The sequence below is a fragment of the Marinobacter sp. LM1 genome, assembly GCF_042763285.1.
GTDB classification, from domain to species: domain Bacteria; phylum Pseudomonadota; class Gammaproteobacteria; order Pseudomonadales; family Oleiphilaceae; genus Marinobacter; species Marinobacter nauticus.
Map to the genome: position 1 here is coordinate 1341563 of NZ_CP114373.1, position 11686 is coordinate 1353248.

At 56.5% G+C, this 11686-nt stretch carries 10 protein-coding genes, 1 tRNA gene and 1 pseudogene; 6 read left to right on the forward strand and 6 right to left on the reverse strand.

What is annotated here, in order from left to right; genetic code table 11:
• The 3 genes and pseudogenes from OZ656_RS06340 (at position 1) to OZ656_RS06350 (ending at position 1259) form a co-directional block, all read left to right on the forward strand.
• The gene (locus tag OZ656_RS06340; protein WP_211329850.1) at positions 1-186 is read left to right on the forward strand and encodes a hypothetical protein; all 186 of its coding nucleotides are present in this window, start codon (positions 1-3) and stop codon (positions 184-186) included.
• Positions 183-296 (forward strand): annotated as a pseudogene (locus OZ656_RS06345) (phage integrase Arm DNA-binding domain-containing protein); the annotation flags it as partial. The gene OZ656_RS06340 and the pseudogene OZ656_RS06345, both read left to right, overlap by 4 nt.
• Entirely contained in the window at positions 297-1259 is a 963-nt protein-coding gene (locus tag OZ656_RS06350; protein WP_379945205.1) for a tyrosine-type recombinase/integrase, read from the forward strand.
• Between the two features lie 90 nt (positions 1260-1349).
• Here the strand turns inward: OZ656_RS06350 and OZ656_RS06355 are convergent.
• Both OZ656_RS06355 and OZ656_RS06360 read right to left on the reverse strand, forming a co-directional pair.
• Positions 1350-1426, reverse strand: a tRNA-Pro gene (locus OZ656_RS06355).
• Positions 1427-1536: 110 nt separating this feature from the next.
• Positions 1537-3180 carry an FMN-binding glutamate synthase family protein gene (locus OZ656_RS06360; RefSeq protein ID WP_278349920.1) on the reverse strand — a complete coding sequence of 548 codons (1644 nt, stop codon included), beginning with the start codon at positions 3178-3180 and terminating at the stop codon, positions 1537-1539.
• A 272-nt stretch (positions 3181-3452) separates the two neighbouring features.
• Between OZ656_RS06360 and OZ656_RS06365 the strand changes: the two genes are divergently transcribed.
• Positions 3453-5048: a BCCT family transporter gene (locus OZ656_RS06365; RefSeq protein WP_278349921.1), complete on the forward strand. Its 1596-nt coding sequence runs from the start codon at positions 3453-3455 to the stop codon at positions 5046-5048.
• 67 nt (positions 5049-5115) lie between these two features.
• Here OZ656_RS06365 and OZ656_RS06370 read toward each other — a convergent pair whose 3' ends face one another.
• The 4 genes from OZ656_RS06370 to OZ656_RS06385 form a co-directional block, all read right to left on the reverse strand.
• Positions 5116-6063 carry an alpha-L-glutamate ligase-like protein gene (locus OZ656_RS06370; protein ID WP_014420996.1) on the reverse strand — a complete coding sequence of 316 codons (948 nt, stop codon included), beginning with the start codon at positions 6061-6063 and terminating at the stop codon, positions 5116-5118.
• 1 nt (position 6064) lies between these two features.
• Entirely contained in the window at positions 6065-7582 is a 1518-nt protein-coding gene (locus OZ656_RS06375; RefSeq protein ID WP_011785517.1) for an inactive transglutaminase family protein, read from the reverse strand.
• Complete coding sequence (locus OZ656_RS06380) at positions 7579-8385, reverse strand: RimK/LysX family protein (RefSeq protein WP_022991663.1); 807 nt, start codon at positions 8383-8385, stop codon at positions 7579-7581. Before OZ656_RS06380 ends, OZ656_RS06375 begins: the two co-directional genes overlap by 4 nt.
• Positions 8386-8517: 132 nt before the next feature.
• A complete protein-coding gene (locus OZ656_RS06385) occupies positions 8518-8901 on the reverse strand; it encodes a hypothetical protein (protein ID WP_278349922.1) in 384 nt (127 codons plus the stop codon).
• A 250-nt stretch (positions 8902-9151) separates the two neighbouring features.
• Here OZ656_RS06385 and rmuC point away from each other — a divergent pair, with 250 nt between their 5' ends.
• Together rmuC and OZ656_RS06395 are read left to right on the forward strand one after the other, a co-directional pair.
• On the forward strand, positions 9152-10798 hold the full coding sequence (gene rmuC, locus OZ656_RS06390) for a DNA recombination protein RmuC (RefSeq protein WP_278349923.1): 1647 nt from the start codon (positions 9152-9154) through the stop codon (positions 10796-10798).
• Between the two features lie 4 nt (positions 10799-10802).
• Positions 10803-11678, forward strand: coding sequence for a hypothetical protein (locus OZ656_RS06395; protein WP_278349924.1), 876 nt, complete (start codon positions 10803-10805; stop codon positions 11676-11678).
• The last annotated feature ends 8 nt before the right edge of the window (positions 11679-11686 follow it).

Genomic DNA, 11686 nt, shown 5'->3' on the forward strand with positions numbered 1-11686 from the left:
ATGAAAGCAACACAATTCCGGACCCGGTACTTTGAAAAGGGGAGCGAGCCGGACATGAAGACGCTCAAAAAGTGCATAGACGAAGGCGAGCTGCCAGGTCAGCGGATCGGAACCATCTACTATGTGGATCTGGACAGACTCAAGGTATCGAATAACCCGCTGGTGAATAGGGTGCTGGCAGCATGAGCCCACGGCCACGCAGACCGAAGAATAGAGCTTTGCCACCGAATCTGTATCCGAACAACGGTGGCAGGTCATACCAGTATCGTCATCCGGTTACCGGAAAGTTCCACGGTATGGGTTCCAATAAGGCCCAGGCCATCGCGGCTGCCAAGGAACTGAACGCGCACCTGATGCCAGAGAATGACCTGGTGGCGAAGGTGCTGGGCAATGTGACGATCAGCCAGCACATCAAATGGTTCTTTGAAAACGTCGCCCCGGAGCGGGAATACAAGCCGAGCACTCTGGAAATGTACCGGGTCCAGGCTCGCAAGCTGGAAGCTGCCATGGGTGATGTGGCGGTCGAGGATGTGAGCGTGCAGGACATCGCCGAGCTACTGGAAAAGTATTCGCCGCGGTCAGCGAACCAGATTCGGCAGGTGGCTGTTGGCCTGTTTCGGGTGGCAGTGAGCCGAGGGCTTCGATCAGATAACCCTGCCGAGGCCACGCTGAAGCGCAGAGAAAAGAAAGCCCGCCGGCGGCTCACCCAGGCACAGTATGACGCCATTCACGCGCTGTGCCCTGCGTGGGCGCAAAATGCCATGGACCTAGCATTGATCACGCTGCAACGCCGGGGTGATGTGTCGCGGATGAAGTTCGATAATATCCGTGACGGAAAGCTGTACGTGGTGCAGGAAAAAACGGAGAAGTACGACACCGGCTACCTGTCTATCAGCATTGGTCCGAAGCTGAAGAAGATTATCCGGCGGTGCCGTGACGATCTGGCCAGCCCGTACCTGGTGCATCGCAGGCCTGAGCGTAAAGTGAAAGATCGGGAGGGCATGGATCACTGGACACAGGTTCGCCCTCAGATGATTACCAGGGCATTCGCTGAAGCTCGGGACGAATCCGGCTTGTTCGATGGCGTACCGGAAAATGAGCTGCCAACGTTCCACGAGATCCGGGCGCTGGGCATCAAGAACTATCGGGACAAGGGAGTAGATCCGCAACAACTGGCTGGCCATGCCAGCGCAAAAATGACCAGCAACTATGACTCGGGACACGATGAAATTCGATGGGTAGAGGTTGCTGCAGAGTAGGGGGTTTTGGTTTTCTATTGGTTGTATTTTGGTTGGCCCAAAACGAAAAAAGGCAGACGCTTTGTAAGTGTCTGCCTTTCGAGGGAATTCTGGTCGGGACGGTAGGATTTGAACCTACGACCCCTTGCACCCCATGCAAGTGCGCTACCAAGCTGCGCTACGCCCCGTAAACTGCAAACCGCCGAGAAACAAGGTTTATCTCAGTGGCTTAGCGGGAGCGAAGTCTACACCAGCCCAAGCTAAAAATAAACACCGGGCTGGCGAATTTCTCTCGAAATCAACGTAACTTGGTTTCCCGCAGCGCCAGGATGAATTCCGGCGGCTCGAAGGTATCCGGTTGGGCGCTTTCCCAGTACTTATCGAACACCCGAAGGCCGGTTTTGCCTTCCAGTAGTGCTCCCGGTTCGAGGAACGGAAACAGGTCCAGATAGCTATGCACTTCGGTTTTGGAGATGCGGCGAACGATGTGCTCAGGGCCAAGCTCAGAGGGATGCCGGAGACCCGAGGCCTCAAGCAGATTCTGCAGGGCATCCAGAGTGTTCTTGTGGAAGTTGAATACCCGCTCGCTTTTCAAGGGCACGTCCAGTTTATTGCCACGACGCGGATCCTGTGTTGCGACCCCGCTGGGACAGCGGCCGGTATGACAATTCAATGCCTGGATGCAGCCCAGGGAAAACATGTAGCCCCTGGCGGAATTACACCAGTCCGCTCCCAGAGCAAGGGTGCGGGCAATATTGAACGCGGACGTAATTTTGCCTGCGGCGCCAATGGCGATGTCTTCGCGCAGGTGAGTGCCCACCAGTGTGTTATGAACCAGAAGCAGAGCCTCTGTCATCGGCATGCCAAGGCGATTGATGAACTCCAGTGGCGCCGCACCGGTGCCGCCTTCGCCGCCATCAACCACGATGAAATCGGGCTTTTTGCCTGTCTTCAGCATGGCCTTAACGATGGCGAACCATTCCCAGGGGTGGCCGATGGCGAGCTTGAAGCCGACCGGCTTGCCGCCGGAGAGGCTTCGCAGCTGTTCGAGGAATTCCAACAGTTCAATGGGGGTGGAAAAGGCGGAATGGCTGGCGGGTGAAATGCAATCTTCGCCAACCTGAACGCCTCGGGCTTCAGCAATTTCGGGGGTCACTTTTGCACCAGGCAAAATGCCACCGTGGCCTGGTTTTGCCCCTTGAGATAGTTTGACCTCTATCATTTTGACCTGGTCCAGGGTGGCATTCCTTTCGAACATCTCGGCATTGAAGGAGCCGTCGGGATGCCGGCAACCGAAATAGCCGGATCCGATTTCCCAGACCAGATCTCCGCCGGGTTCCCGGTGGTAGCGGGAGATCGATCCTTCCCCTGTGTCGTGGTAGAAGCCTCCTTTTTTTGCGCCGGTATTCAGGCTCAGAATGGCGTTGGCGGAAAGTGAGCCAAAGCTCATGGCGGAGATATTGAAAACGCTTGCACTGTAAGGTTTCTCGCAGTTTTTGCCGATCAGAATCCGGAAGTTACTGCTGTCGAGTCGGGTTGGGGTGAGCGAGTGGTTCATCCATTCATAGCCCTCGTCGTACATGCCTAACTGTGAGCCGAATGGTCGCTTGTCGAGCACGTTCTTCGCCCGCTGGTAGATAATAGTGCGCTGTTCCCGGGAGAAGGGCCGCTCCTCCGTATCGGACTGGATAAAGTACTGCCTGATCTCCGGGCCGATCGACTCAAACAGATACCGGAAGTTGGCCATGATGGGATAGTTTCGGCTAACAGTATGCTTTCGCTGCAGTAAATCCCAGGTGCCGAGGGCTGTGAGCGCACCAAAAATCACCGGAAACAGATAGCCTGCTCCTAGCCAAAGCGTTACCGGTAACGACACCAGCAGCCCGGCGATGCTGAGGACATAAGCGGAATAGCGCAAAGGGAAGGTGGTGGTTTTTTCCATGAATACCTCTGGGTGCTGTCGGGCGGGTGTCGGCGAAACCTTGCAGTATAACTACGTCACTTGTCCGGGTAGTAGACCTGTTTCAGGGAACAATTTTTGCCTCTGCAAAATCTGGACTATGCTGATGTAGATAAAAAAGGCATTTTTCTTGCTTTTGATGTTTTGAGTTCAAAGTAATAAAATGACCGGCTTGTAACGTATGAATGATTGTTCATTGCGTTATCCATTCACTCAGCATATTCAGTGATCACACCAGACCAGGAGGCGCCAACGTGGGCGAGGTAGTGAAAGACGAATATCAGACGGATTACGTCGCAGGCCAGGATAATATCAATCCGTTCGGCCTGGATCTTCATAACTGGGTTTTCCCGGTAGCGGCCATCATTGTGGTTCTGTTTGTTATCGGAACATTGATGTTTCCGGTAGCGGCGAAGGAGACTCTTGATGGGGCCAAGTGGGACATTATTGCCAGTTTTGACTGGTTCTTCCTGCTCAGCGCCAACATTTTCGTGGTTGTCAGCCTTGCGCTGATCTTCATGCCGGTAGGCAAGATCCGGCTGGGCGGACAGGATGCAACGTCTGAATTCTCAACCATGTCATGGTTTGCCATGCTGTTCGCAGCCGGGATGGGGATCGGCCTGATGTTCTGGGCCGTGGCCGAGCCGGTGGCCTACTACACAGGCTGGTACGAAACCCCGTTCAATGTGGCTGCCAACTCTCCCGAAGCGCGTGATCTGGCGATGGGGGCGACCCTTTATCACTGGGGGCTGCACCCCTGGGCAATCTACGCCATTGTGGCTCTGTCTCTGGCGTTCTTTGCGTTTAACAAGAACATGCCACTGACCATCCGTTCCGCGTTTTTCCCACTGCTGAAAGACAAGGTGTGGGGCTGGCCGGGGCACATCATTGATGTCCTCGCGGTTGTGGCCACTATCTTTGGTCTGGCCACGTCACTTGGCTTTGGTGCCCAGCAGGCTGCCTCCGGCCTGGATTACCTGTTTCAGGTAGGTTCTGGCACCAATGTGCAGATGGCTATCATTGTTGGCGTTACGGCCTTGGCGCTCATTTCCGTGCTGCGTGGCCTGGACGGCGGCGTGAAGGTGCTCAGTAACATCAACATGGCGACTGCGGGCATCGTGTTGTTCTTCGTGATCTTCGCCGGTCCGACCATGACCATTCTGGAGACCATCTGGGTAACCTCTTCCACCTACGTGGCCAACATTGTGCCGCTGAGTAATCCGTTTGGTCGTGAAGACGAGGCGTGGTTCCAGGGCTGGACTGTATTCTACTGGGCCTGGTGGATTTCCTGGTCACCGTTCGTAGGTATGTTTATCGCGCGGGTTTCAAAAGGCCGGACAGTACGTGAGTTCGTCACTGCGGTTCTGATTATCCCGACCTTGATCACCACCGTATGGATGAGTGGTTTCGGTGGCACGGCACTGGAACAGATCCAGCAAGGCGTTGGTGTGCTCGCAGACAAAGGGCTGACCGAGGTTTCTCTGGCGACCTTCCAGATGTTTGAGCAGCTGCCCTGGACCGGCATTGTCTCGTTCGTCGGTATTATCCTGGTGCTGGTGTTTTTCGTAACCTCGTCGGATTCCGGCTCGCTGGTGATCGACAGCATCACCGCTGGCGGCAAAACCGATGCCCCGACGGCTCAGCGTGTATTCTGGGTGGTTATGGAAGGTGCCATTGCGGCGGCGTTGATCTTCGGCGGTGGCGAAGACGCTCTGGGCGCGATCCAGGCCGTGGCCATCAGTGCCGGGTTGCCCTTCACGGCAATACTTCTGCTGATGACCTGGGGCTTGTTGAAAGGCCTCACCCATGAGAGGAAGTTGCTCCTGCAAAGGGGTGAGCTGACCTCCTGATCAGCGGGTCTGAACAAAAAACCGGAGCTACACCAGCTCCGGTTTTTTTATGCCCAAACACTGATTGTCAGCGCCGGGCAAAGCTTTCCATGGCAAACAGCGCTCGCTCTCTGGGGCTGAAATGTGGGCGCTTGAGGCTCTCGATCGCGTTGAGCCTGGGCAGCAGGCCGCAGCCGTTGGCCATCTGAATGGCCAGACCGGGTCGGGCGTTCAGTTCGAGCAGCAGTGGGCCTTCGTTGGCGTCCACCACCAGGTCTACCCCCATATATCCCAGGCCGGTGGCCTCATAGCATCGGGCTGCCATTTCCAGCATGTTTTCCCAGTCTTCAATCCGGATATTCTCCAGAGCCAGTCCGGTGTCCGGGTGCAGGGTAATCGGCCGATTGAACTGAACTGCGTTCAGGCTCTGGCCAGAGCCGATATCCAGCCCGACGCCAACAGCCCCCTGGTGCAGGTTGGCTTTACCGTCGGACGCGGTGGTTGCCAGCCGGAGCATAGCCATGACGGGATATCCCTGAAACACCACGATCCGGATGTCGGGTACGCCCTGGAAGGAGTACTTGGCGAGTGCCGGGGAGGACTGAACCAGGTTTTCAACAATGGCAACATCCGGGGTACCGGCAAGGGAATACAAGCCAGCCAGAATGTTGGTGAGGTGACGCTCCAGCATCGCGACGGAAATGCGGGCGCTGGAGGCCTTGATAAAGTCGTCGCCATCTCGCCCGGTAATCACGGTAATGCCCTTGCCGCCAGAGCCTTTTGCTGGTTTGATGGCGAAACCGGCCAGATCCTCTGCCATTTCGCGAAAATGAGAGATTTCGTGTTGTTGGCGAACCACCTGCAGCAGCTTGGGGGTTTTTACACCGTATTCGCTGACCGCCAGCTTGGTTTTCAGCTTGTTGTCCACCAGCGGGTAGGAGGTGCGATCATTGTACCGGGCAATGTAATCTACATTGCGCCGGTTCATGTTCAGCATCCCGAGATTTTTCAGCCTGCGTGGAGAGATCCAGTCCATATCAGTCGTAGGCCTTCATCGGGGTAAACCGCTTGAGCTCGCTGAGCTTGTAGCCGGTGTACTGACCCATCAGCAGGATCAGCCCGAGAATAACCAGATGTAACTCCGGGAAGTTGAAGGTGAGGTGGCCAGCCAGCGGTGTACTCATGGCCAGGTAGGCGCAGATGGCCACAAACAGACTGCCTGACCCCTGCACCAGCACTTCGCGGGCGCCTTCCTCTTCCCAGAGAATGGACATACGTTCGATGGTCCAGGCGATGATCACCATGGGGAAGAAGGTGACGGTCATGCCGGTGTTAAAGCCCATCTGGTAGCCAATGATGCTGAGCCCTGCGGTGATGAAGATCACCAGAATGATCAACGCCGATATGCGTGATACCAGCAGCAGGTTCAGGCTGGAAAGATAGCCGCGCAACAGCAGGCCAATTGCTACAACGGACAGAAATGCGATCAGCCCCGGCACCAGGGTGGTCTGTACAAAGGCCACGGCAATCAGGACCGGCATGAAGGTGCCCGATGTCCGGATGCCAATGACAATCCGCATGAAGGCGACAATGAGGGCGCCGATGGGGAGCAACAGCAGCATTCGGAACATGCTCTGTTCTTCGATGGGTAGCTGGTAGAAACCGAGCACACTCAGCCCATTGGCGTTGGACTCCAGCGTTGCCAGTTGCAGCGCCGGCACGGTCTGCCGCAGCATGGAAAAGCTTACCTGGGAGTCGTCGCCACCCACCACGTCGAGGAGGGAATCTGCCCCCTGTCTCCAGAGCAACAGGTTTTCCGGTACACCTTGTTCTGCGGTGCGCGGGTCGAAGGTAAGCCAGCGCTTGCCATTGTATATCTGTAAAAACGGCACCAGTTGTTGGCGACGGCGGGCATCCTCAAGCTTCAGGGCATCTGCTGTGCGCGCAGCGATGCCAGCGTGGTTCAGCATCTTCACCAGCAGTTGCAGATAGTTGTCGTCGGATACCAGCAGTGTTGTGTTCTGGGTGCGGTTGTCTGGCTGCATCAGGCGGATTAGCTCGCGGGTCATGCTCTCCGGGGAACTGGATCGCTCGGAAGCCTGGGTCAGGAGCTCTCTTACGGCGGTGGCCTGGGGCTCCTCCCAGAAAACCGTCAATGCCCGGGGTTTACGCACTGGCGGAGCATGAATCGCATCTTCATCCGGTACAAACTGTGCCTTGAAATAGAGAGTCTGAGGACCGGCGACGTCTCGTTTTGTCCACTGGGCCCTGCGCCCGCTGTTGCTATCCAGAATTGAGAAGCCGTAGCCGGGCGAGGCGGCCTGCTCCGTCAGGATACGGAAGCCGGGCGGTTGCTCCGGGATGTGCAGGCTCACTTCAGCCGGGCTGTTCTGGCCCTCAAAATCGACTCGCGCCTCAATCATCCAGACCGGACGTTGTTCACCGGTCATCCACGGAATACCCAGTTCCAGATGGCGCCAGGTGGCGATCGCTATCCCTGCCGCAATCAACAGGAAGACAAACACGTAAAACGGGACCCGGGAGCGTACCGTCATTCTTCCTCTCCGTTTGCCGCTTGTTCAAGGTAGGATTCGGGCAGCTCTGTTGCGAATTCCTTGCCGACATCGATCAACATGACGTCTCGCAATACGTTGCGGCCAATCAGGACTTCGTAAGTCAGATTTGTCCGGTCTGCCAGGGTAAACTCAGCCACCTGCTGGTGGTCGCCAATGGCAAACTGAAGCTCCACCACCACCCGTCGCTCTGACTCATCGGCACTGGACTGGATAATTTTCACGCGCCTGGAGATTTCTTTCTCCATGGCTACCCACTCGGCATCCTCAGTACCAGGAACGGGCACTTCAAAGCGCACCCAGTTGCTGCCATCCCGTTCAAAACGCTGAACGTTACGGGCGTGTATGGAAGAGGTTTCCGCGCCACTGTCGATTCGGGCGGTATAGACATGGTCGGGGCCAGCCAGGAAAAACTTTTCGACCTCACCGACAACGACTTTGCCTTTGAGGCGATCCGCCCGGCCTTTATCTTCGCGGGAAGCGGGGCAGGTAGGTGCCGCCTTTGGTGGTGGGCACGATGGCTTTTCAACCTGAGTGGCAATGGCTTGAAGAATGGTCTGGGTAGAATCCTGATTCTGCTGCAGGAGCTTTTCGTGCCTTACACCGGCATTCTGCTCCATGGTAACAAGGGTCGCACGCTGGCTTTGGACCGAGGCTCGCACCTCTTCAATATTCTCTTTCGGTACCATGAAATAACGATCGGAAGCGCAACCAGAAAGTGCGACTGCCAGCCCTGTTAAGGCAACTGCGAACAATGAGCGGGTTTGCGAAACACTGGACCCCATGAATATCCCCTGAACCGGCCGTGAGAATTAGTGGCACTGGATGCCTCAGCCATTGGATGTGTTGTCAATCAGGCGGGAGAGTATACTACAACGTACCTGTGTGGTGACTTTACAGATGGTTAAGGCGCACCTTTATCGGCCCAGAAAAGGCCCTTGGCCCAGCGGCGTCTCGGATCTGAGGTACTCCTGAATGACCGGGGAACAATTCAGGTAGAAAAGTAGCAGCTCCCGCTGAATATCCTGGTCCTGAATGCGCGCGGCGAAGGAGATGACTTCTTTGAGCGCCCGGTCGCTGGAGGTGGTGTCGGTCGGCACCGTGAAGTTCTTTCCATAACGGCTTTTCAGCAACTGGGTCAGTCGTTCAAGGTGAAACTCGCCGGTATGGGTGATGTGAGGCAAAACCCGCACATGCTTGTCCGCCGAGCGTTGATTTTCCGAAGACAATGTCTGTTCGTCGTCCACACAGGCAGCCTGCAGGAAATCGGACCCGAATTTTCTCCACAATTCCTTGAACATGCTCCGACCTGCCAGTCAGCTTTCCGTTTACGGCTTTAGCACTCCGGTTGGGTGCTTTTTAACCGTTGTAGAGCAATTTACGCCCTGCGTCCATAGGTGGATTGACGCAATGTTGATAAATGCCAAACAGTCGAGGCCGGCCTGGTGGCACCGTTCCGCCAACAAGAAAAAAGGGTAAGCATTGCGGTAGACTGTCAGGCTTTGATCCCGGGGCCATGCCCTGATCTGACCAACGAACACCAAGGAGAACATGCTGGTGCTAGATGCGCTTACCCTCACCATGGCTGAACGTCCGGAATGGCTGGCAGGTTGGTTCCTTGCTCTGGTGGCGAGTGCCGCCTTGTGTCTGGCGGGCATGATCTGGCTGCTGTGGCGTCGGCGTCAGGATAGAGCCACCGAGTCTGCCTTGCGCGAGGAACTGGACGCTCGGGACAGGCAACTGAGAGATAGCGAGCAGGTGCAGGCGTTGCATGAACAGGAAGTTGAACATCTGCAGACCGCACTCGAGGAGCAGAAAGCCCGCTCCGGACAGCTGGAGCAGAGCATCGAACACTGGCGACAACAGTCTGCTGCCCTGGAAAACCGATTGGCGGCTCTGGCCTCGGAGTTGACAGCCAAACAGGATCGGGTGGCGCAACTGGCAAGTGAGAGCGGTCAATACCAGCAGCGGGTTGAAACGCTCTCGGAAGAGCTGGGCCAGTTGAAGGTCGAGCTACGCGAGCAGCAGGTCACTCTGGATAAGGAGCGCCGTAGTGCCTCGGAAAAACTGGAGTTGCTGGAAAAGAATCGAGATGCACTGAAACAGGAATTCGAGAACCTGGCGAACCGGATTTTCGAGCAGAAAAGTGAGCGCTTCAGCCAGCAATCCAAAACCAGCCTGGACTCCTTGCTTAACCCCTTCCGCGACCAGCTGCAGGATTTCCGCAAACGGGTTGAGGATGTCTACACCACGGAAACCCGGGATCGTCAGGCGCTTCGCAGCGAAATAAAATCGTTGCAGGAGCTGAACCGGCAAATTACCGAAGAAGCCGCCAATCTGACCCGCGCTCTCAAAGGTGACAAGAAAATTCAGGGCAACTGGGGTGAGTTGATCCTGGAGCGGGTGCTGGAACGGTCGGGCCTGCGCAAAGGGGTCGAGTACGAAACCCAGGGGAGTTACCGGGACGAAGATAATCAGTTGTTGAGGCCCGATGTCATCGTGCATTTGCCGGACCAGCGAAATCTGGTGATTGATTCCAAAGTATCGTTGGTGGCCTATCAGCAGTGGGTGACCGCAGATCAGGAGGAAGAACGCGCTGCGGCGCTGAAGCAGCATGTTGAGGCGGTTCGCAATCACATCCGTGCATTGAGCGAGAAAGATTACAGTCAGCTTAACGGGCTGCATTCTCCCGATTTCGTGCTGCTGTTCATGCCCATTGAGCCGGCATTTGTGGCAGCATTCCAGCAGGACGAGAATCTCTTCGCAGAAGCATTTGAGCGGAAGATTATTGTGGTGACGCCTACCACCCTGCTGGCGACACTGAGAACCATTGAGAATATCTGGCGTTATGAACGCCAGAGCCAGAATGCCCGCCGCATTGCCGATCGCGCCGGCGCGGTCTACGACAAGCTGCGGGTGTTTGTCGAGGCTATGGAAAAGCTGGGAAGCCAGTTACACACGGCCCAGGGCACCTACGATAATGCCATGAATACCCTGACCCGGGGCCGTGGGAATCTGATTTCCCAGGCCAATCGGTTTGTGGAGCTGGGGGTCAGGGTTAAAAAAGAGTTGCCCAAGTCGATCGTGGATCAGGCCGAGGTCGATTCTGAAGACGCCGATGAGCCGGGAGATACGCCCGCCATCGACAGGGAGCCTACGGACGCCGGGGAAGCCCGTGCAGAGGACCAACAGGAGTAGCGGTATGTTGTCATCCATGAAAAAAAGGCGTTTGCCTGGTCACAAGGCATTTGCGGGCCTGGTGTTGTCTTCTGTTCTTGCCCTGCAGGCGGGGTTCGCCCAAGCATTGGCTCCGGAACACGAGATTCGCCGCTTGATGCTGGCGACCGAAGAAGCCGTTGCAGCAGAGAACTGGAGTGAGGCAGGGGAGTACCTGAACCGCCTTCAGGCCATGGAGGGAGAGAAGCCCGCCGAGTATTACTACTATCGCGGCCGGGCCATGTTGCAGGCCAATCATCTGAATGAGGCACGTTCAGCACTGGAGCAATACATTACCCGGGCCGGGGCAGAGGGCACGCATTACCAGCAAAGCCTGAAGCTGATTACCGACATAGAGAAGGCCAGCCGTGCCAGTGTTCGCGCTCTGGCGGAAGGGCAGGCCAATGCCAACGAGCCCGTGGCCGTGATTGAGCCGGCGAATGAACAGGATATGAAGACGCTGCGCCAGCTGTATCTGGCAGGCTCGGACAGGGAGGCTCTGGTCATCCATCTGAATACTCTGCTTGAGACCGCTGGCTGGCGGCGTGACAAAACGGTGGTGCGCCTGGACAGGCCAGCAGATCGCCAGTACCAGGTGGCTCTGGATGATGGCAATATCAGTATTCAGGACATCGAGCGCAATCCCGATGGCACCACCGTTCGCAGAACCCTGTCTCTGTCGGTATTCGGTGTGAATCCTCAGTTGCGTTGGGATTGTGAACCGGTGGTCGGAGCCTGCTGGGTTTATGATCCGCGGGACGGCTCCCGGCTTTTCCAGTTGGCGGAGAATCGCGATCAGGCCCGGGACATTGCCCGAACTCTGGGGCGCTTGATCCGGAACCTGCAGCAGGGAAGTTCGTAAGGCCGGGT